We start from the raw sequence: 20,253 nt of genomic DNA, 5'->3' as shown, positions 1-20,253 counted from the left end.
AGAAACGTCACGCTGACCCCTCACTCGCCCGGCCCGGCATGTCCGTCGCTGCTTCGGTGGAGGCCAGGATTTCGGCGAGGTGGACTGTTTGGATGCCGGCGTCGAGGCGGGACAAGCCGCCGCCGATGTGCATCAGGCAGGACGAGTCGCCGGCCGTGCAGATTTCTGCCTTGGTTTCGAGGATGTGGCCCATTTTATCGGCCAGCATCGCCGTTGACGTGTCGGCGTTCTTCAGCGCGAAGGTGCCACCGAACCCGCAACATTGCTCGCCGGCGGGCAAATCGACCAGGTCGATGCCGCGAACGTTCCGCAGCAGTCGCAGCGGCTTGTCGCCTACTCGCAGCATCCGCAGCGAATGGCAGGTCGGGTGGTAGGTAACCCGGTGCGGGTAAGACGCTCCGACATCCTCGATGCCCAGGACATCAACCAGCAATTCGGATAGCTCGTACGTCCGCCGGCCCACCTCCTCCGCCCGCACGGCTAGCCTCTCGTCGCCGGCGTTGCGGGCCACCATCGCGTGCTGATGGCGAACCGAGCCCACACAGGAACCGGAGGGCGCCACGATGACGTCGTAGGGGGCGAAATTCCGGACATGCCGGCGTACGAGGGGAAGCGCTTGACTCTGATATCCGGTGTTGACGTGCATCTGGCCGCAGCAGGTCTGGCCCGGCGGGAAGACGACCTCGTGCCCGAGGCGCTCAAGGAGTTCGACGGTGGCCTTCGCCGCCGCCGGGAACAGGGTGTCAGCCAGGCACGTGACAAAAAGGGCGATACGCACGTCAGCCTCCCCACCGGCGCTCGACCGCTTGCCACGCGGCCTCATCGCCGCGCGGCTCGTAACGCACGATCTGTTGAGTGTCGCGCACAAGCGACCGAAGCGCGCGCAAGTCACCCTTGATCGTTCCAGCCGCCCGAGCCTGAACGAGCACATTGCCGAGCGCCGTAGCTTCGACCGGCCCGGCGAGCACGGGCAGGCCAGTGGCGTCGGCAGTGAGCTGGCAGAGCAGTTCGTTCCGCGCGCCGCCGCCGACGATGTGGATGATGTCGATCCGCTTTCCCGAAAGCTGTTGGGCTTGCCGGATTGTTTTGCGGTGCGCGAGCGCGAGGCTGTCCATGATGCACCTGACGACTTCGCCCGGCGTCAAAACTTGTCCGACTTGTCGGACGATTCTACTTTCCATGTCACCGGGCGAGAGGTAAATCGGATCGTCGAGATCGACGACATGCTCTCTTGCCGGAAGATCTGCCGCCTGTCCCAGCAAGTCGGAAATGTCGATGGCGCTAAGGGTGGCCGCTGGGGGGTCGACTTCGTCCGCTTGTTCCGAGCCGCCGCTGGACAGCGGGCTGATGCTAACGAGGTCCGGGGCGACGCGGGTGTCGAGAGATGCGGACCAGGCGCGCATGCACTCCTGCAAGGGCCACAGTCCCATGACGTTCCGCAGGTATCGGATGGTTCCGTCGACGCCGCCCTCGTTGGTGAAGTTGGCGAGCCGCGACTCCTCGGACAGCACCGGCGCGTTCAGCTCCACCCCGACCAGCGACCACGTGCCGCAGGAGATGTAGGCGAAGTTCTCGTCCTGAGCCGGTACGCCAACGACTGCTGATGCCGTGTCATGCGAGCCGACGGCGATCACGTTCGGTGTTCCGGTGCCCAACTCGGCACCTAGCGACGGCGATAGTGGCCCGATGACAGAGCCGGGCTGGCGTAACGGCGGGAGCAGGTCGCGGCGGATTCCTAGCTCATCGAGCAGCTTCATGTCCCAGGTGCCGGTGTGGACGTCGAGTAGCTGCGTTGTTGAGGCGTTTGTGTATTCGGCGCCCGGCGAACCGGTCAGCCAGTAGGCGATCAGGTCGGGGATGAGCAGCAGGTGGCGCGCGGCCTCCAGTTGTGGGGTACCCGAGGCCGCTACGAGCTGGTAGATCGTATTGAAGGGCAATTTCTGGATGCCGGTACGTCCATAGAGTTCACCCTCCGAGACGACAGCAGCAACCTTGGCCGCAGTCCCGTCCGTCCGGGCGTCGCGATAGTGAATCGGATTCCCCAGCAGAGCACCGGACTCGTCGAGCAAGCCATAGTCCACCGCCCACGAGTCAACCCCCATGCCGGCAACCGGGCCCGCCCGCCGCAAGCCTTCGAGGACACCCCGGTACAGGGCAAGAATGTCCCAGTGCAGCGTCCCGCCCACCCGCACCGGCTCATTGGCGAACCGGTACACCTCGGTCAGCCGCAGCTCACCGGCCCCCACCCGGCCCAGCATCACCCGACCGCTGGAGGCACCCAGGTCAACCGCCGCAAAGACCGCAGGAACGCCGCCAAACTCGAAACCGGCAGCAGACACCGCAGGATCGCCACCCCCGGAACCCGCAGCAACCTCCACCGCGGTCACCGCAGGAACGCAGCCGCGACGCCCGCATCGACCGGGATGTGCAGCCCCGTGGTGTGCGTCAGATCGCCGCCAGCCAAAACGAAAACCGCGTTCGCCACATGCTCGGGCAAGACCTCGCGCTTCAGTAAGGTGCGTTGGGCGTAATACTCCCCGAGCTTTTCTTCCGGCACGCCATATACTGCGGCTCGTTGGGCGCCCCAGCCTCCGGCGAAGATGCCTGATCCCCGCACCACTCCGTCGGGGTTTATGCCGTTGACTTTGATGCCGTGCGGGCCCAATTCCGCGGCCAACAGCCGGACCTGGTGCGCCTGATCGGCTTTCGCAGCACCGTAGGCCACATTGTTCGGGCCGGCGAACAACGAGTTCTTACTGGAAATGTAGACGATGTCGCCGCCCAAGCCTTGCGCGATCAGCACCTTCGCCGCGGCTTTGGACACCAGGAACGAACCCTTGGCCATCACGTCGTGCTGCAGATCCCAGTCAACCTCGGTGGTTTCCAGCAGCGGCTTGGACACCGACAGTCCGGCATTGTTGACTACCAGGTCGAGGCCGCCGAACGCCAGCACGGCTTCGCGGACCGCCGCCGCTACGGCCGCTTCCGAGGTCACGTCCGCTTCTACGGCTACGGCTGTGTCCGTACCCCCCATCTCCGCTGCCACTTTCCGGGCCGCCGCTGCGTTGCGGTCCGCGACCACAACGCAGGCGCCCTCCGCAGCCAGCCGCAGGGCAATCGCCCGGCCGATGCCCGAACCGCCGCCCGTGACCAGCGCGATCCGGGTGGCCAGCGGCTTGGGCCGGGGCAGGCGCTGCAACTTGGCCTCTTCGAGCGCCCAGTACTCGATCCGGAACTTCTCGGCTTCGTCAATCGGAGCGTAGGTCGACACGGATTCAGCGCCGTGCATCACGTTGATGGCATTGACATAAAACTCGCCGGCCACGCGCGCGGTTTGTTTGGTCGCGCCGAAGCTGAACATGCCCACGCCCGGCACAAGCACGATCGCGGGGTCCGCACCACGCATGGCCGGACTTTCCGCGTCCGCATGCCGCCGGTAATACGCACGATAATCCTCGCGATAGGCCGCGTGCAATTCTTTCAGTCGAGCTTCGACCAGTTCCAGGGCAGCATCGGGCGCCGTATCCAAGACCAGAGGCCTGATTTTGGTACGCACAAAGTGGTCCGGGCACGAAGTGCCAAGCGCCGCCAACTCGGGCATGCGCTCGCGTCCCACGAAGTCCAGCACAACATCGGTGGCGGTGTAATGGCCGACCTGGGTCCGGTCGGCTGATACCAGCCCGCGCACGATCGGCAGAAGCTCGGCCGCGCGCTCACGACGTACCGGCTCAGGAAGTGGCTCTTGAATGAGCTCTCCGAATGGCTCGGGGCGCGCATGCCCGGTCAGGTAGGCAGCCGCGGTGTTGATGATCTCGTGCGACCGCGCCTCGCATTCTTCGCTGGTCGCGCCCCACGCGGTGATCCCGTGCCCGCCGAGAATGACGCCGATGGCCTGGGGATTCGCGCGTTGAACGGCCGCGAGGTCGAGGCCCAACTGGAATCCGGGACGACGCCACGGCACCCACAGCACCCGATCGCCGAAGATCTCCTTGGTCAGCGCCGGCCCGTCGGCGGCGGTGGCGATCGCGATGCCCGCGTCCGGATGCAGATGGTCCACATGCGACGCGTCAACCAACCCGTGCATGGCGGTGTCGATGGAAGGCGCGGCGCCACCCCGGCCGTGCAGGCAGTAGTCGAACGCGGCAACCATCTCGTCCTCTCGCTCGACCCCGGGATAGGCACCGGCGAGCGCACGAAGACGGTCGAGGCGGAGTACGGCCAAACCGGGCTCCGTCAGGGTGCCCAGGTCGCCGCCGGAACCCTTGACCCACAACAGCTCGGCGGGTTCCTGGGTGACCGGGTCGGTTTCCGTCCCCTTGGCCGAGGTGTTGCCGCCGGCGTAGTTCGTGGTGCGCGGGTTGGCGCCGAGGCGGTTGCTGCGGCCGAGGAGTTCGCTGACTACGGGGTTCGCCATGAGCTTCCTTCGGGTTGGGGAGCGGTCATCCGAGCCGGGCCTTACCGTTCGGCGCTTTCCGGGCCTGCATTGTTATGAAACGTTTCATAAACTGGATGCAGGCTACGGCCGCAACGGCATGGGGGTCAATAGCGACGGATTGAAGCGCGTCCATCTGAAACGTTGCGAACGAGCGCTCGGAAACATCGCGTTCAGTAGTTGCGCCGGGAAACCGTCGAAGCGCGCGCCACCAACTCCGGCACGAACGACAACTGCTCGTGGCGATGCTCTGGGTTTCCCGACTCGTCGAGCACCAACTTCGCCGCCGCGCGCCCCAACTCCTGCCGGGGCTGGCGTACCGACGTCAGCGGAACAGCCGCAGCAGCCGCGAACTCGATGTCGTCGAAACCCACGATCGCCAAGTCCTCGGGAATCCGCAGCCCCGCCCCGATCGCCTGCTGCAACAACCCCAGCGCCAGCAGATCGTTCACGCAGAACGCAGCCGTGGGACGACGACGCACGGGAAGACCGGCGAGCCGCTCCCCCGCCGAGCGCCCCTCCACCACCGTGGATCCCGCCGTCGGCAGGAACGTCAGATCATCCGCTGCCATCCCCAGCTCGGCCCACACCTGCCGGGCACCTTCGAGGCGTTCGCGTACCTGCCCTATCGACTCGGGGCCACCGATCACCGCGACCCGGCGGTGGCCCTGTTCGACCAGGTGTTCCACCGCTATCCGGCCGCCCAGAACGTCATCCACCGCCACCGAGCAGAACTCGCCGCCGGCCGCGACGCGGTCGACGATGACCACCGGGATGCCGCGTTTGGCGATCTCCCGCAAGTGTTTGGCACCGGGGTCCACCGGGGTGATCAACAAACCCTGCACCCGCTGCTGCACCAACCGGTCGAGATGAACTTCCTCGCGCCCGGGCCGGCCGTTGCTGTTGCAGATGAACAGGGACATGTCCGCGTCCTCGGCGGCCAGTTCGATGCCCTGGGCAACGTCGTGGAAGAACGGGTTGCTGCCGTCGAGCATGACGTACGCCAGCGCCCGGCTGGTGCCCGCGCGCAACTGGCGGGCCGACTCGTTGCGGATGAAGCCGAGGTCGGCCATGGCTCGTTCGACCCGTTCGCGGGTGGCCGCGCTGACCACCTCGGGCCGATTCATCACATTCGATACGGTGCCGAGGGAAACCCCGGCGGACGCGGCGACGTCCTTGACGGACGGGCTTCTGCCGATGGCCACCCTGCCCCCTTTGAAACGTTGAAGCGACATCGTACGGCACGTGTCTTATTTGCCGCTTGACACTTGTGATCCGCGCCACCTACGTTCGTGACACGGCGGATGAAACATTTCAACCGGTGATCCGGAGGTGATCGTGAGCCCGTTGCTCGAGATCCGCGGCGTGAGCAAATCCTTCGGGGCGGTGTCTGCCGTGCAGGAGGTCAGCTTCTCTCTCGTGGCCGGCGAGGCCCACGCGCTCGTCGGGGAGAACGGCGCCGGGAAGTCGACAATCGTCAAGATGCTGGCCGGGGTGCATCGGCCCGACACCGGCACCCTGCTCGTTGACGGCCGCGAGGTGACGTTCACGAACCCGGCCGACGCCAAGGCCGCCGGGATTGCCGTCATCTATCAGGAACCCACGCTTTTCCCGGACCTCTCGGTCGCCGAGAACATCGCGATGGGCAACCAGCCGCTGACCCGCCTGCGGCAGATCGACCGCAAAACCATGAATGCCAACGCGGTACGGCTGTTCGCGCGCCTTGGCGTCCACATCGACCCGGCCCGCCCGGCTCGCGGCCTGTCCATCGCCGACCAGCAGCTCGTCGAAATCGCTAAGGCCCTGTCGAGCCACGCGCGGGTGCTCATCATGGACGAGCCAACCGCCGCGCTCAGCGGCGTGGAGGTCGACCGCCTGTTCGCCGTCACCCGAGCCCTCCGCGACGAAGGCGCGGCGATCATGTTCATCTCGCACCGCTTCGAGGAGATCACCGCGCTCTGCCAGCGCGTCACGATCATGCGCGACGGCAAGCATGTCTGCACCGAGCCGGTCAGCGACCTCGGCGTCGACGACATGATCCGGCGCATGGTCGGGCGAGACCTCAGCGCGCTCTATCCCAAGCAGGAAGCCACGATCGGCGAAACAGTCCTCGAAGTCCAGGGTCTGAGCCGCGCGGGCGTGTTCCGCGACATCAGCTTCCAGGTCAGGGCCGGCGAGATCGTGGCGCTGGCCGGGCTGGTGGGGGCCGGACGCTCGGAGGTCATGCAGGCCGTGTTCGGCGTGGACAAGTACGACAGCGGCACAGTCACGTTTCTCGGCAGGAAGCTCAAACCCGGCAACCCGCGCGCGTCAATGACGGCCGGGATGGGGCTGGTACCCGAGGACCGCCGCCAGCAGGGCCTGGTCATGGAACTCTCCATCGAGCGGAACGTGACGTTGCCGCGCTCGCGGGCGCTGGCCAAGCTGGGACTGCTCTTCGGCGGCACCGAGCGCCGCGAAGCCGCCGGGTGGACCAAGCAGCTGCAGACCAAATTCGGCCGGCTGACCGATCCGGTCGCCACGTTGTCCGGCGGCAACCAGCAGAAGGTAGTGCTGGCCAAGTGGCTGGCCACCGGGCCGAAGCTGCTGATCGTCGACGAACCTACCCGCGGCATCGACGTGGGCACCAAGGCCGAAGTTCACCGGCTGCTGTCGTCGCTGGCGGCCCGCGGCCTGGCCGTCGTCATGGTCTCGTCCGAGCTGCCCGAGGTGCTCGGGATGGCCGACCGCATCGTCGTGCTCCGGGAGGGCCACGTGACCGCCCAGCTGACCCGAGCCGAGGCCACCGAGGAGAGCGTCATGTACGCGGCGATGGGAGCCTCGTGATGGCCACCGTCGCCAGTCCGCCCCACGCCCGGCAGAACCCGCTGGCAAAGACCCGTGAGCTGGGCATCGTCATCGCGCTCGCGGCACTGGTCGCTTACACCACCGTCAGCCAGCCGCGGTTCTTGTCGGCGCAGAGCATCCGGGACATCCTGCTGAACACCGCGATCCTGGCGGTGATGGCGGCCGGCCAGGCGGTTGTCGTGATCACCCGCAACATCGACCTGTCGGTGGGCTCGGTGCTCGGGGTCAGCGCGTTCACCGTCGCCAGCATGATGAGCGCCGACCCGGGCCTGCCGATGGTCGTGGCGCTGGTGACCGGGCTCGTGGTCGGCGCGGTGGCCGGGCTGCTCAACGGGGTGCTGGTCCGCTACGGCCGGGTGCCCGCGCTGGTGGTCACGCTCGGCACGATGTACATCTTCCGCGGGCTCATCTACTCCTGGGCCGGCGGCGGGCAGGTGAACGCCGATGAGTTGCCCACGCACTTCCTGCAGTTCGCCAACGACTCGATCCTGGGCGTCCCGTGGCTGGTCCTGATCGCGCTGGTGGTGGTCGGCGGGGTCGCGCTGCTCATGCGCAACTACCGGCTCGGCCGCGAGCTGTACGCCATGGGATCCAGCCCCAGCGCCGCCGAGCTGGCCGGCATCAAGGTGGCCCGCAACCTGCTCACCGCGTTCATCGTCAGCGGGGCGCTGGCCGGGCTGGCCGGGGTGCTGTTCGCCTCGCGCTTCGGCACCATCGACGCCTCGGCCGGCAACGGCTACGAGCTGAACGTTGTGGCCGCGGTGGTGGTCGGCGGGGTCGCGGTCTCCGGGGGCAGCGGCACGGTGTGGGGCGCGGGTCTCGGCGCGCTGCTGCTGACCGTGATCGGTAGCGCCCTGACCGTGCTGGACATCAACCAGTTCTGGCAGCAGGCCATCGTGGGCGCGCTGATCGTGCTGGCAATCTGTGCCGACCGCATTGTGGCCGTCCGCATCGCCCGCTCCCTGCGAAAGAGGGACAGCCATGTTTAGGGGCAGACTCGCGAGCTGGGACGCCATCATCCTCGCGCTGACCGTCGTGGTGCTGGTGGTGGCCTCGCTCGGCGTGCCCAACTTCGGTACCAGCCGCAACTTCACGTTCCTGGTGCTCGATCTGATGCCGATCGCGCTGGTCGCGCTCCCGATGACGCTGATCATCGTGACGGGCGAGATCGACTTGTCGGTGGCGAGCATCCTGGGTCTGGCGAGTTCGCTGATGGGCTGGTTCTGGAACAACGGGTTGTCCATCGAGACGATCATCCCACTGGTCGTCGTGATCGGTGCGGTGCTCGGGGCGGTAAACGGCTTGCTGGTCAACGCGCTCGGGCTGCCCTCGCTGGCCGTCACCATCGGCACCCTTGCGCTGTATCGAGGGCTGGCCTTCGTGGTGCTCGGCGACGGCGCGGTGGCCGACTTCCCGTTCACCTACACCGGCTGGGTCACCGGCACGATCGGCGGCGGTCCGGTGCCCAACGTTCTCATCCTGATCGTGGCGCTCGCCGTGATCTTCGGCATCGTGCTGCACGCGACGCCCTTCGGCCGCTCGCTGTATGCGATCGGAGCCAACGACAAGGCCGCGCATTTCTCCGGCATCCGAGTGGCGAGAAGCAAATTCTGGCTGTACGTCGCCAGCGGCGCGATCGCGGCACTGGTCGGTATCCTGTGGACCCTGCGCTACTCCAGTGCCCGCGCGGACAACGGTTCCGGCCTCGAACTCGCCGTCGTCGCGGCGGTGCTGCTCGGCGGCGTTTCCATCTTCGGCGGCAAAGGCAACCTTCCGGGCGTACTCGCTGGCGTTGTTCTGCTTGCCGCTCTGCAGAACGCCTTACGCCTGCAGGACGTCTCCGGTCAGGCCCTCAACATCGTCACCGGGGCTTTGCTCGTGCTCTCGGTTCTGCTGCCCAACCTTGCTTCTTCGCTGCGCACCGCACTTCAACGGCGTAAGCGCCGTCAAGCCGTAACCAGCTGAATTCCCCCGGCCCGAGGAGTTGCCATGTTCCGCTCGCACCCACGGATAGTGACCGCAGCCACCGCCTCCCTGCTCGTCGTTGGCCTGTCCGCTTGCGGCGGCACCACCAAGGACAGCGCGTCCAGCAGCGGCGGCGGTTCCCAGGCCAGCGCGGCCGCCGACCCGAACGCGAAGATCGAGGAAGGCTTGAAGATCGCCTATCTGCCCAAGCAGCTCAACAACCCGTACTCCGACGTCGAGACCAGCGGCGGCAAGGTGGCAGTCGGCGAGCTCAAGGGCGAGTACAAGCTGGTCGGCCCCAACGATGCCAGCGCGTCGTCGCAGGTCAGCTATATCAACACGCTGATCCAGCAGCAGCAGAACGTGATCGTGGTGGCGGCCAACGACCCGAACGCGGTCTGCCCGTCACTCAACCAGGCCCGCCAGGCCGGCATCAAGGTGGTGTCGTTCGACTCCGATGCCTCCAAGGACTGCCGCGACGCGTTCATCAACCAGGCGACCACGCAGGGCATCGGCGAAAGCCTGACCAAGATGGCAAACGAGCTGGCCGGTGGCGAGGGCGAGATCGCGATCCTGTCGGCCACCCCGAACGCCACGAACCAGAACGCGTGGATCGAGGTGATGAAGACCGAGTTGGCCAAGCCCGAGAACAGCAAGCTCAAGCTGGTCAAGACCGTGTACGGCAACGACGACGACCAGAAGTCGTTCCAGGAGGCGCAGGGCCTGCTGCAGTCGTACCCCAATCTGAAGGTGATCGTGTCCCCGACCACGGTGGGTATTGCCGCGGCCTCGCGCTACGTCAGTTCTTCGAATTACAAGGGCAAGGTGCAGATCACCGGGCTGGGCCTGCCGAACCAGATGCGCGAGTACGTCAAGGACGCCACGGTGAAGAAGTTCGCGCTGTGGAACCCGGCCGACATCGGCTACCTGGCCGCCTACGCCGGTGCCGCCCTCGCCTCCGGGCAGATCACCGGCGCGCAGGGTCAGAAGTTCACCGCCGGCAAGCTCGGCGAGTACACGATCGGCGCCGACGGCGAGATCGTGCTCGGCCCGCCCACCGAGTTCACCGCTGAGAACATCGATCAGTTCAACTTCTGATGCGGGAAGAAGCGTGACAGCCATGACCGATCTCGCCGCCGTCAAGCGCACCCTGAGCGCCCAGCGGGTGGAGACCCCATCCTGGGCGTTCGGCAATTCGGGAACCCGCTTCAAGGTCTTCGCCCAGCCCGGCGTCCCGCGCTCCCCGCAGGAAAAGATCGCCGACGCCGCGGTCGTGCACAAATACACGGGCGTGGCGCCCACAGTGGCTTTGCACATCCCCTGGGACAAGGTCGACGATTACGCCTCGCTGGCTGCTTACGCTTCGTCGTTGGGCGTGGCGATCGGTGCAATGAACACCAACGTTTTCCAGGACGACGATTACAAGCTGGGCTCGGTGACAAACCCCGATCCGGCGGTACGGCGAAAAGCCACCGATCACCTGCTCGAAGCGATCGCCATCATGGACCAGACCGGCTCCCGTGATCTCAAGCTGTGGTTCTCCGACGGCATCAATTATCCCGGCCAGGACGACCTGACCAACCGCCAGGACCGGCTCGCCGAGGCGCTGCGCGAGACCTACGCCCGGCTCGGGGAAAACCAGCGGATCCTCTTGGAATACAAGCTCTTCGAGCCGGCCTTCTACGCCACCGACATTCCCGACTGGGGTACGTCCTACGCTCACTGCCTGGAGCTGGGCCCCCGAGCCACGGTTTGCATCGATACCGGCCACCACGCTCCCGGCACCAATATCGAGTTCATCGTGGCGTTTCTGCTACGCCAGAAGAAGCTCGGTGCGTTCGACTTCAACAGCCGCTTCTACGCCGATGACGACCTCATGGCAGGGGCGGCAGACCCGTTCCAACTGTTCCGGATCATGTACGAAATCGTGCGGGGCAACGCGCTGGACCCGGCGTACGGCATCAATTTCATGCTCGACCAATGCCACAACATCGAGGCAAAGATCCCGGCCATCATCCGCTCGGTGCTCAACATCCAGGAAGCGACGGCCAAGGCTCTGCTGGTGGATCGGAACGCCCTGGCTGCGGCGCAGAACAACGGCGACGTGCTGGAGGCGAACGGGGTGCTGATGGACGCTTACAACACCGATGTACGGCCGCTGCTCGCCGAGGTCCGCAGCGATCTGGGCCTGGACCCGGATCCGGTGGCGGCGTACAAGCGCAGCGGCTACCAGGAGAAGATCGTCGAGGAGCGGGTCGGCGGCCAGCAGGCCGGCTGGGGAGCCTGATCCGCCGGCCACTGACGGGCCGCCGAAGCTCACCGGATCCTCGAAGCCCGCGAGAACCTGGGCAAGGTGCTGCGCCGGCCTTGACCGCTCCGTGACGCTGGCGCGTGGCTCAGCTCTCAACAGAGCTGAGCAGCAGCCGGTCGGTGTCGCGGCCCGGCGGCAAACCGTAGAAGCGGCGGTACTCCCGGTTGAACTGGGTGGCGCTGGCATATCCGACGGCCACGGCGACCTGGGCTGCGGTGGCTGAGCCGCGCAGCAGCAAGCGCCGGGCCTCCTGCAGCCGCATTTGCTTCTGGAACTGCAGCGGGCTCAAGCCGGTGGCGGTCTTGAAGTGCCGGTGCAGCGTGGCCGGGCTCATGTGGGCGATCGCGGCCAGGTCGTCGATGCGCAAAGGCTGGGCGTAGTGGCTGACGATCCAGGACGCCGCCGTGCGGATGCGGGCGGCAGCGGTGTCGGCGTGCGCCCATTGCCGCAGGGCCGGGCCGAGCGGGCTGGTCAGGAGCCGGTAGAGGATTTCGCCTTCGATCCGCTCGGCCAGCGCCTTGATGTCACGCGGCTCGTCCAGCAGGGCGACCCAGCGGGTGACCGCGTCGACGATGCCGGGGGTCATCGGCGCGGTCGTCTGCATCTCCATCAGCTCCTGCGGGCCGGCGTCCATCAGCACGTCGTCCAGCGCGCTGATTTCCAGATGCAGAACCACCGACCGGTACGGCAACCGCTCGAACGCCGCGGTGACCGGCATGGCGACCGAGTTGAGGAACATGTCGCCGGTGTCGACGAGCCAGCTTCGCTCGCCCGCGAAGCTGCGTTTAGCGCCGCCGACAACGAAGCAGACCATCGGCGAGTACAGGAGGTCGGCCGGGACGATGGGCTCGTCGAGCGCGACCAGCGTCTGGCGGGGCACCGCGGTCTGCGAGCCGAACCCGGTGCTGTGCCGTTCGATGGCGCCGGTCAGGCGTTCCAGCATGGCACCTCCATCAGCACGGCTCCTTTGAGAGGATCAGGCAAGGCTATGCGAGTCCACGCCCATGCCGCCACGTGATGCTCGTCCTAGCGTTGAGGCCATGCAGAAACGCGTACTGGGACAGCAGGGCCTCGAGGTCAGCGCGATGGGCCTGGGCACCATGGGCATGACGATGGCGTACGGCGCGGCCGACGAGCAGGGCGGCATCGCCACCATCCACAAGGCGTACGAACTTGGCGTTACCTTCTTCGACACCGCCGAGCTGTACGGCGGCGGCACCGGCAGCAATGAGCAACTCGTCGGCCGGGCGGTGAAGGGCTTCCGCGACGACGTGGTGATCGCCACCAAGTTCGGCTTCGACCTCAGCGATCCGGCCAAGGTCGGCACCGCGTTCAACAGCCGGCCCGAGCACATCCGTGAGGTGGCCGAGAACAGCCTGCGCTACCTCGGCACCGACCGCCTCGACGTGTTCTACCAGCACCGCGTCGACCCGGACGTGCCGATCGAGGACGTGGCCGGCACGGTCGGCGAGCTCATCTCGGAAGGCAAGGTGCGCTACTTCGGGCTCAGCGAGGCGGGACCGGACATCATCCGGCGCGCTCACGCCGTACATCCGGTGGCGGTTCTGCAGACCGAATACTCAGTGTTCGAGCGAGCCGTCGAAGCCGAGGTGCTGCCGGCGGTCCGGGAGCTGGGCATCGGGTTCGTGCCCTATTCGCCGCTCGGGCGCGGTTTCCTGACCGATGACGTGAAGCCGGCGGCGGAGTATGCCGAGGGCGACATGCGCCGATTCGACGAGCGCTGGCAGCCGGGCAACTACGAGAAGAACTTCGCTGCCGTACGAGATCTGACCGCCCTCGCCAGCAGCAAGGGCATCCCGGTGACCCAGCTGGCTCTGGCCTGGCTGCTCGCCCAGGCCCCGGACATCGTGCCGATCCCGGGCACCCGCAACCCGCAACGCCTGGCCGAGAACGTGGCGGCAGCCGAGGTCGAACTCACGCCGGACGACCTCGCACGCATCCGCGAAATCCTGCCGCACGGCGCCGCCGGGGCCCGCTACCCCAAGGTCATGCTGCCCACCTGGTAACACCGGCCCGCGCCGGAAAACGACGACGGCCGGCCCCGATGATGTGACACCGAGGCCGGTCGCCGTGCTCAAGCCGCGTGCGGTGGGGGTTCGGCCGCGCCGGTCATGATGGCCACCGCCTCGCTCATGCTGTGGCTCTGCGGGGTGATGACAGTGGCCCGCCGGCCCAGGCGCTGGATGTGGATACGGTCGGCCACCTCGAACACGTGCGGCATGTTGTGGCTGATCAGGATCACTGGCAGCCCGCGGTCGCGGACATCGCGGATCAGCTGCAGCACCCGGTTGCCCTCCTTGACGCCCAGCGCCGCGGTGGGCTCGTCGAGGATGACCACCTTGCTGCCGAACGCCGCCGACCGGGCGACCGCCACTGCCTGACGCTGGCCGCCGGACAGCGATTCCACCGCCTGCGCGATGTTCTGCAGCGTGCCAACACCCAGCTCGGACATGTGCCGGCGCGCCTCGGAACGCATGTGGCCCTTGTCGAGCATGCGGAACACGCTGCCGAGCACCCCCGGGCGGCGCTGTTCGCGGCCGAGGAACAGGTTGTCGGCGATGTCCAGGCCGGGGGCGACCGCGAGGGTCTGGTAGACGGTTTCGATGCCGGCCTCGCGAGCCTCCATCGGGTTGCGGAACTGCACCCGCTGCCCGTCGAGGTAGATCTCGCCGTCGTCCGGGATGAGCGCGCCGGACAGCGCCTTGATCAGGCTGGACTTGCCGGCACCGTTGTCCCCGATCACCGCGAGGATCTCACCGGGATACAGCTCGAGGTCGCCGCTCTCGATTGCCGTGACCCGTCCGTACCTCTTCGTCAGGCCCCTTGCCTCCAAAACCGGCGCGGTCATGACTGAGTCCCCTTTGTCATGCCCTCATGGCCCTCACCGTCACGGCCATCAGCCGCACCCGCTGAGCGCGGTTCGGTGCAATCGGTCATGACTGAATCTCCCTTGTCATGCCCTCATGGCCCTCACCGTCACGGCCATCAGCCGCACCCGCTGAGCGCAGTTCGGTGCAATCGGTCATGACTGAATCTCCCTTGTCATGCCCTCATGGCCCTCACCGTCACGGCCACAAGCCGCACCCGCTGAGCGCAGTTCGGTGCAATCGGTCATGACTTGACCTTCCTGATCCATTGGTCGAGCGAGACAGCGACCAGAACCAGCAAGCCGATCGCGAAGCCCTGCCAGACCACCTCGACGCCGCCGAGTTGCAGGCCGTTGCGGAACACGCCGACGATCAGGGCGCCGATCAGCGTGCCGATGACCCCGCCGCGCCCACCGAACAGGCTCGTGCCGCCCAGCACCACGGCGGTGATGGAGTCGAGGTTGTACTCGGTGCCGACGTTGGGGCTGGCCGACGCGAGCCGGCCGATGAGGATCCACCCGCCTACCGCATAGAGCAGACCGGCGACCGTGTAGACCGAGAACAGCACTTTGCCGGTACGGATGCCGGCCAGCCGCGCCGCCTCGATGTCATCGCCGGTCGCGTAGACGTGCTTGCCCCACGCGGTGTGGCCGAGCGAGTAGAAGAACAGCACGAACAGCAACACCATGATGATCGAGCCGTACGTGAGCCGGAACCCGCCGAGCGACAGCGAGTTCCCGGTCCACGTCATGATCGAGGGCATGTCGGTGCCACGGACCGTCTCGCTGTTGGAGATCACCGAGTTCAGCGAGAAGAAGATCGTCAGCGTGCCGAGCGTGACGATGAACGGCGGCAGCTTGATCCGGGTGACCAGGAAACCGTTGAGCGCACCCATCGCGGTGCCGAAGGCCAGCCCGGCCAGCAGCGCCAGCACCCCGGGCATCCCGGCCCGGGTGCAGAAGACCGCCATCAGGATGGAGGAGAACACCGCGATGGCGCCGGCCGCGAGGTCGATGCCCGCGGTCAGGATCACCAGGGTCTGTCCGAGCGCGAGCACCGCAATGACGGTGACCTGGGCGAGCACGAGCGAGAGGTTGGCCGCGGAGAAGAAGCGGACGTTGACGATGGAAAAGGCAATGATCGCCACGATCAGCACGGCCAGCGGGCCGAGGACCGGGTTGCCGTGCAGGATGTGCTGCACGCGCAGGCCGAGGGAATCGTTTCTGGCTACGTCGAAGTCGGTGGCGCTCTCGGTGGCAGTTGCCATGGTCAGCCCCAGCAGTTCTGCGTGCCCCACGTGGAATTCTTGGCTTCCACGCCGGCCTGCGGGTCGTCGGTGATCAGGGTGGTGCCGGTGTCGATGAAGTCCTTACCGGCGGTGGCCTGCGGTTTCGTCCCGTCCTTGGCGAACTTGGCGATGGCCTCGATGCCCAGGCTGGCCATCTTGAGCGGGAACTGCATCGAGGTGGCGCCGATGACGCCCTTCTTGACGTTCTCGACGCCGGGGCAGCCGCCGTCGATGGACACGATGACCGCGTCGTCGCGCCCGGCCGCCTTGAGGGCCTGGTACGCCCCGGCCGCCGCGGGTTCGTTGATGGTGTAGACCAGGTTGATCGACGGGTCCTTCTGCAGCAGGTTCTCCATGGCGGTGCGCCCGCCGTCCTCGGCGCCGTCGGTGACGTCATGACCGGCGATCCGCGGGTCCTTCTCGTCGCCGATCTTGTTGGCGTCGCCCACGTCGATCCCGAAGCCGTCGAGGAAACCCTGGTCGCGCTTGACGTCCACGGACACCTGGTTGGCGTTGAGGTCGAGCATGGCGATCTTGGCCTGTTTGCCGTCCTTGGCGAACTTCGCCTGAGCCCACTGCCCGATGAGCTTGCCGGCCTGATAGTTGTCGGTGGCGAAGGTGGCATCGGCGGCGTTCGGCGGGTCCACCGGGGTGTCCAGGGCGATGACGAGCATGTCCTGGCGGTGGGCGAGGTCGATCGACGGGACTATCGCCTTGGAGTCGTTCGGCGTGATGAGGAAGCCTTTGGCTCCGTACGAGGTCAAGTTTTCGATCGCCAGCACCTGAGCCTCATTGTCGCCGTCCTGCTTGCCCGCGAACGACTGCAGCTCCACGCCTTGCTGTCCGGCAGCGCGTTGCGCGCCTTTCCTCATGGTGACGAAAAACGGGTTCGTGTCGGTCTTGGTGATCAGGCCGACCACAGGCTCCCCGGTGCCGCCGCCACACGCGCTCAGCGTTGTGAGCACAAGCGTGGCTGCCATCACCGCGGGGCCAAGGCGCCCTCCCCTGATCACGACCCAGTGCCGCATGTCCCCTCCGAACCGATTTAGCAGACATCGAGAGACAACGTTGTCTAGCAGTAGACGTCCACCCGGTGCGACTGTCAACAATGAGTTTCGTCAATGTTGCCGACAGTGATCTACTGGGCGTCGCCCGCGGGGCGATGAGCCGGAGGGGGATCGGGGCGGGATGAGCCGGCCCACGATGAACGACGTTGCCCGGCAAGCGGGTGTGAGCCTCAAAACCGTCTCACGGGTGGTGAACGGCGAGACGACGGTGGACCCCGCGCTCGCGGCGCGCGTACGCGAAGCGGTGGCCTCGCTGGGATACCGGCCGAACCTGGGCGCCAGCCTGCTTCGGCGCGCGGACCAGCGTACCGGGACAATTGGTCTGCTCTTGCCCGATCTGGTGAGCCCCTTTTCCGCGGCCCTGCACCGGGCGATCGACGCCGAGGTCACCCGGCGCGGCGCCCAGGTGCTCAGCGGCAACGTCGGCCACGATCCGGCGCGGGAACGCGACCTCGCCGAAACGTTCGCCCGTCAGCACGCCGACGGCCTGATCATCACGCCCGTGGCCGCGCGGCAGAGTCACCTGGCGCCGGATATACCTGCTGTTTTCGTCGACCGGCGGGCCCGCGGTTGGCCCGCCGACACCGTGCTCGCCACCAATCACGCCGGGGCCAAGCAAGCCGTCGAGCACCTGCAGCGGCACGGGCACCGGCGCATCGCCTACATCGGAACCATGCCCGGCGCGCGGCGCCACGGGTATCGCCGCGCGATGGCCGCAGCGGGTCTCGTCAAGGTGGAGCGTAACGATCCCGAACAGGCGTTACTCGAGGCGCCAACGGCGTTGTTCACCGAGAGCCGCACGGTCACCGTCGCCGCGATCCGCGCGTTGCAGGCGGCCGGGATGCAGCGCCGGGTGGCCCTGGTCGGCTTTGACGACTTCCCGCTGGCCGACCTGCTCGACCCGGGGATCACGGTGGTCGCGCAGGATCCGGTGGCGATGGGCCGGGCGGCGGCGCGGGCCTTATTCGAGCGCATAGCCGGGGGTACGGCCGAACCGCGGGTGATCAGCATCCCGACGACGCTGATCGCCCGCGGTTCGGGTGAGGTTGCTATCAGGGGAAGTTGATGACCGTGGACGGGACCACCGCGGCCGCCGTCACCGGCGCACCGATGTTGTTGACCACGTGGTCGATGGTGCCGGAGGCCAGCGAGATGGTGAAGATGTTGTGCAGCTTCACCCCGCCGTTGGCCGGCGCCTGGAACCCGTTCGCCGAATGCACGTTCGGATTCACGTTGAAGAACGCGTAGCTGCCCATGCCCCACGCCTCGTGGCTGGTCACGTTGTCGGCGACCTTGTAGGCCGGGTAGCCGGTGCCGTCGCTGCGCCAGGCGGCGTTCGACGGCGGGTCGTACGGCTGCTCGTTCTGCAGGAAGTACGTGCGGCCGCCGTTGCCGTTCCAGATGACCTCGTTCTTCTGGTAGTGCTCGACGAACAGGCCGTACGCGGTGACGTTCTGACCGTTGACGATCAGGCCGGTGTCGGCCGTGTTGACCGTCCAGCCGTAGGTCCCGGCGTTGCCGTGGTCGGCGCGCCAGGCCCAGATGTGGTCGATGATCGTGTTGTTGCTGTTGATCAGCAGGCTGTTGGTGGCCTTGCCGGCAATCGAGCCGCCGATGCGGAAGAACACGTCCTGCACGGTGGTCGGGTTGCCCGCGTGGTTGGCGTTGCTGCCGTTCGGGCCGATCACCAGCAGGTTCGGCGAGTTGGTCGTACCGGCGTCGAAGAGCACGCCGGCGACCTTGACGCCATCGACGTCGGCGACCTGCATCGCGGTGACGCCGTTGTCCGGGATGATCGTGGCGTAGCCGAGGCCGAGCACCACCGTGTTGGCCCGGGTCACGTTGATCGTCTGGTTGACGTGGTAGACGCCCGGCTGGAACAGCAGGTTGAGGCCCTGGGCCAGCGCCTGGTTGATGGTGGCGGCCGAGTCACCCGGCTTGGCCACGTAGAACTGGCTCAGCGGCAGGCTGGTGCCCGGGGTGTTGCCGTTCGCCCAGGTAACACCCGAGGCGTTCTGCTGCAGGTTGGGCACGAAGACGGCGTACTGACCACCGGTCTGGTACAGGTACGGCTTCTCCCGGATGACCGGCGCGGTGTTGATCGTGGTGTACGCCGGGTTCGGGAAGCTGCTCGCCGGGGCGCCCTGCACGCCGACGAACACCTGGTTCCACACCGCGTTGAGGTTCGAGCCGATCGTGCTGTTGCGGGTGAACCACTGCTGCTGCGAGTACTGCTGCTCGACGCCGCTGATCCGCGAGTCGGCGATGTAGCCGCCGGACGCCCAGCCGTAGCCGTTGGGGGCGAGGTTGAGGTCGCCGTGCACGTCCATGCGCCGGAACGGTGCGGCCTGCGAGACAGCCCACCGGTCGCCGCCGCTGACCGGGTAGACGGACAGGTTCTCCACCGAACGCCAGAAGTTCTGGGTGGCGTTGCCCTGGAACCAGCCGGCGTCGACGGTGATGTCACCGTTGATCCGCACGTCCTGCGGGTTCTGGCCGAGGCCGAGCACCGAGGTGTAGAAGCCGACCTGAATGTTCAGGCCGTTGTAGGTGCCCGGCTTGAACGCCAGCACGTAGCGCTGCAGGCCGAACTGGTTCGACTCCTGCTGACGGAAGATCGTGTCGGCCTGGCTCTGGATCGAGGCCGAGGACATCGACGGGTCGAAGACGATCACGTTGGAGCCAAGGCTGCCACCGCCGGGAACGCTCGGGCCGGTCGGCGGGGTGGTCGGATCGGTTGCCGTACCGCCGAAGACCTTGAATTCCCAGAGCGAATAGCCGTACACCGTGGCGCGCGAGGTGCCGTACATGCGCACGTACCGGGCGGTCGCGGTGACGTTGACGCTCTGCACGCCGACCTGGCCGGCCAGGGTGCCGGTCGCGTCAGTCCAGGTGCTGCCGTTGGCCGAGGTCTGAATCTTGAAGGCCGTGGCGTACGCGGCCTCCCAGTTCAGCTCGACCCGGTTGATCGCCGAGCTGCTGCCCAAGTCGACCTGCAGCCAGGACGGGTCGGTGAAGCCGGACGCCCAGCGCGTGCCCGTGTTGCCGTCGACCGCGGCCTCGGCCGGGAAGGCACCCTGGTTCTCGTAGGACGATGCGGTCACCGGCTTGCCCTGTGACAGCAACGTCTCAGCGGCGTGCGCGCTCAGCGTGGTGACAGCGGTGAACGCGGTGACCACCGCGACGACCAGACCGCCGGCGGCGCCGAGGCGCCACCGGCGGCGAGATCGGGGGATGGTGGTGGGGACGGTCATGACCTCTCCTCGTACGGAGGTACGGATACGCGGGGTTCGCATCCGGTTTTGACGCAGGCTTGGGGAAGCCCACTGGCGGTAGCGATCTCGGGAGAGCGCTTCCTCGTGCTGTGACGCTAAGTTCGTTACGTCGATGTGTCAAAGGTTCGGCCACAGCGTTACAAACTCGTCTCGGAACCGGTTCCGCCCGCCCTGCGGGCA

The 20,253-nt window shown here is 66.9% G+C and carries 16 protein-coding genes; 7 read left to right on the top strand and 9 right to left on the bottom strand.

The genetic code is table 11. The features are described from left to right. Positions 1-7: 7 nt before the first annotated feature. The 4 genes from TFC3_RS03200 to TFC3_RS03185 all read right to left on the bottom strand — a co-directional run bounded on the left by TFC3_RS03200 (position 8) and on the right by TFC3_RS03185 (position 5,637). Complete coding sequence (locus TFC3_RS03200) at positions 8-778, bottom strand: (Fe-S)-binding protein (RefSeq protein ID WP_067495364.1); 771 nt, start codon at positions 776-778, stop codon at positions 8-10. A gap of 1 nt (position 779) precedes the next feature. Beyond that, complete coding sequence (locus TFC3_RS03195; protein ID WP_236717962.1) at positions 780-2,387, bottom strand: rhamnulokinase family protein; 1,608 nt, start codon at positions 2,385-2,387, stop codon at positions 780-782. After that, positions 2,384-4,414: a bifunctional rhamnulose-1-phosphate aldolase/short-chain dehydrogenase gene (locus TFC3_RS03190; RefSeq protein ID WP_067495358.1), complete on the bottom strand. Its 2,031-nt coding sequence runs from the start codon at positions 4,412-4,414 to the stop codon at positions 2,384-2,386. The genes TFC3_RS03195 and TFC3_RS03190 overlap by 4 nt, the downstream gene beginning before the upstream one ends. A 191-nt stretch (positions 4,415-4,605) precedes the next feature. Then, positions 4,606-5,637 carry a LacI family DNA-binding transcriptional regulator gene (locus TFC3_RS03185; RefSeq protein WP_236717961.1) on the bottom strand — a complete coding sequence of 344 codons (1,032 nt, stop codon included), beginning with the start codon at positions 5,635-5,637 and terminating at the stop codon, positions 4,606-4,608. A 133-nt stretch (positions 5,638-5,770) separates the two neighbouring features. On the opposite strand from TFC3_RS03185, the gene TFC3_RS03180 reads away from it, so the two are divergent. Genes TFC3_RS03180 through rhaI form a run of 5 tightly spaced genes read left to right on the top strand, consistent with a single transcriptional unit; the run spans position 5,771 to position 11,531 of the window. Next, positions 5,771-7,258, top strand: coding sequence for a sugar ABC transporter ATP-binding protein (locus TFC3_RS03180; protein ID WP_236717960.1), 1,488 nt, complete (start codon positions 5,771-5,773; stop codon positions 7,256-7,258). After that, entirely contained in the window at positions 7,258-8,268 is a 1,011-nt protein-coding gene (locus TFC3_RS03175) for an ABC transporter permease (RefSeq protein ID WP_067495351.1), read from the top strand. The genes TFC3_RS03180 and TFC3_RS03175 overlap by 1 nt, the downstream gene beginning before the upstream one ends. Continuing rightward, positions 8,261-9,244, top strand: coding sequence for an ABC transporter permease (locus TFC3_RS03170; protein ID WP_067495349.1), 984 nt, complete (start codon positions 8,261-8,263; stop codon positions 9,242-9,244). The genes TFC3_RS03175 and TFC3_RS03170 overlap by 8 nt, the downstream gene beginning before the upstream one ends. Positions 9,245-9,268: 24 nt before the next feature. Continuing rightward, on the top strand, positions 9,269-10,342 hold the full coding sequence (gene rhaS, locus TFC3_RS03165; RefSeq protein ID WP_067495348.1) for a rhamnose ABC transporter substrate-binding protein: 1,074 nt from the start codon (positions 9,269-9,271) through the stop codon (positions 10,340-10,342). A gap of 22 nt (positions 10,343-10,364) precedes the next feature. Further along, positions 10,365-11,531: an L-rhamnose isomerase gene (rhaI, locus tag TFC3_RS03160; protein WP_067495340.1), complete on the top strand. Its 1,167-nt coding sequence runs from the start codon at positions 10,365-10,367 to the stop codon at positions 11,529-11,531. A 109-nt stretch (positions 11,532-11,640) separates the two neighbouring features. Here rhaI and TFC3_RS03155 read toward each other — a convergent pair whose 3' ends face one another. Continuing rightward, positions 11,641-12,498: an AraC family transcriptional regulator gene (locus TFC3_RS03155; RefSeq protein ID WP_067495337.1), complete on the bottom strand. Its 858-nt coding sequence runs from the start codon at positions 12,496-12,498 to the stop codon at positions 11,641-11,643. A gap of 97 nt (positions 12,499-12,595) precedes the next feature. Between TFC3_RS03155 and TFC3_RS03150 the strand changes: the two genes are divergently transcribed. Further along, complete coding sequence (locus TFC3_RS03150) at positions 12,596-13,582, top strand: aldo/keto reductase (RefSeq protein ID WP_082771834.1); 987 nt, start codon at positions 12,596-12,598, stop codon at positions 13,580-13,582. 68 nt (positions 13,583-13,650) lie between these two features. On the opposite strand, the gene TFC3_RS03145 is transcribed toward TFC3_RS03150, so the two are convergent. The 3 genes from TFC3_RS03145 to TFC3_RS03135 form a co-directional block, all read right to left on the bottom strand. After that, complete coding sequence (locus tag TFC3_RS03145; RefSeq protein ID WP_067495330.1) at positions 13,651-14,424, bottom strand: ATP-binding cassette domain-containing protein; 774 nt, start codon at positions 14,422-14,424, stop codon at positions 13,651-13,653. 263 nt (positions 14,425-14,687) lie between these two features. Continuing rightward, complete coding sequence (locus TFC3_RS03140) at positions 14,688-15,740, bottom strand: ABC transporter permease (RefSeq protein WP_236717959.1); 1,053 nt, start codon at positions 15,738-15,740, stop codon at positions 14,688-14,690. After that, entirely contained in the window at positions 15,713-16,711 is a 999-nt protein-coding gene (locus TFC3_RS03135) for a substrate-binding domain-containing protein (RefSeq protein ID WP_236717958.1), read from the bottom strand. The genes TFC3_RS03140 and TFC3_RS03135 overlap by 28 nt, the downstream gene beginning before the upstream one ends. A 223-nt stretch (positions 16,712-16,934) precedes the next feature. Between TFC3_RS03135 and TFC3_RS03130 the strand changes: the two genes are divergently transcribed. Further along, positions 16,935-17,864: a LacI family DNA-binding transcriptional regulator gene (locus TFC3_RS03130; protein WP_236717957.1), complete on the top strand. Its 930-nt coding sequence runs from the start codon at positions 16,935-16,937 to the stop codon at positions 17,862-17,864. Here the strand turns inward: TFC3_RS03130 and TFC3_RS03125 are convergent. Then, positions 17,851-20,052, bottom strand: coding sequence for a discoidin domain-containing protein (locus tag TFC3_RS03125; protein WP_067495321.1), 2,202 nt, complete (start codon positions 20,050-20,052; stop codon positions 17,851-17,853). The two genes, TFC3_RS03130 and TFC3_RS03125, sit on opposite strands and share 14 nt — an antisense overlap. Between the last annotated feature and the right edge of the window lie 201 nt (positions 20,053-20,253).

Source organism: Actinoplanes sp. TFC3 (assembly GCF_001553785.1).
Taxonomy (GTDB): domain Bacteria; phylum Actinomycetota; class Actinomycetes; order Mycobacteriales; family Micromonosporaceae; genus Actinoplanes.
Note: the sequence above shows the minus strand (reverse complement) of the source record. Positions and strands in the feature narration are given on the sequence as shown.

Bases quoted from the DNA above. Each gene is read 5' to 3' on its own strand.
- TFC3_RS03190 (WP_067495358.1), bottom strand. From the start codon at position 4,414: ATGGCGAACCCCGTAGTCAGCGAACTCCTCGGCCGCAGCAACCGCCTC.
- TFC3_RS03175 (WP_067495351.1), top strand. From the start codon at position 7,258: ATGGCCACCGTCGCCAGTCCGCCCCACGCCCGGCAGAACCCGCTGGCA.
- TFC3_RS03170 (WP_067495349.1), top strand. From the start codon at position 8,261: ATGTTTAGGGGCAGACTCGCGAGCTGGGACGCCATCATCCTCGCGCTG.
- rhaS (WP_067495348.1), top strand. From the start codon at position 9,269: ATGTTCCGCTCGCACCCACGGATAGTGACCGCAGCCACCGCCTCCCTG.
- rhaI (WP_067495340.1), top strand. From the start codon at position 10,365: ATGACCGATCTCGCCGCCGTCAAGCGCACCCTGAGCGCCCAGCGGGTG.
- TFC3_RS03155 (WP_067495337.1), bottom strand. From the start codon at position 12,498: ATGCTGGAACGCCTGACCGGCGCCATCGAACGGCACAGCACCGGGTTC.
- TFC3_RS03150 (WP_082771834.1), top strand. From the start codon at position 12,596: ATGCAGAAACGCGTACTGGGACAGCAGGGCCTCGAGGTCAGCGCGATG.
- TFC3_RS03145 (WP_067495330.1), bottom strand. From the start codon at position 14,424: ATGACCGCGCCGGTTTTGGAGGCAAGGGGCCTGACGAAGAGGTACGGA.
- TFC3_RS03135 (WP_236717958.1), bottom strand. From the start codon at position 16,711: ATGGCAGCCACGCTTGTGCTCACAACGCTGAGCGCGTGTGGCGGCGGC.
- TFC3_RS03130 (WP_236717957.1), top strand. From the start codon at position 16,935: ATGAACGACGTTGCCCGGCAAGCGGGTGTGAGCCTCAAAACCGTCTCA.
- TFC3_RS03125 (WP_067495321.1), bottom strand. From the start codon at position 20,052: ATGACCGTCCCCACCACCATCCCCCGATCTCGCCGCCGGTGGCGCCTC.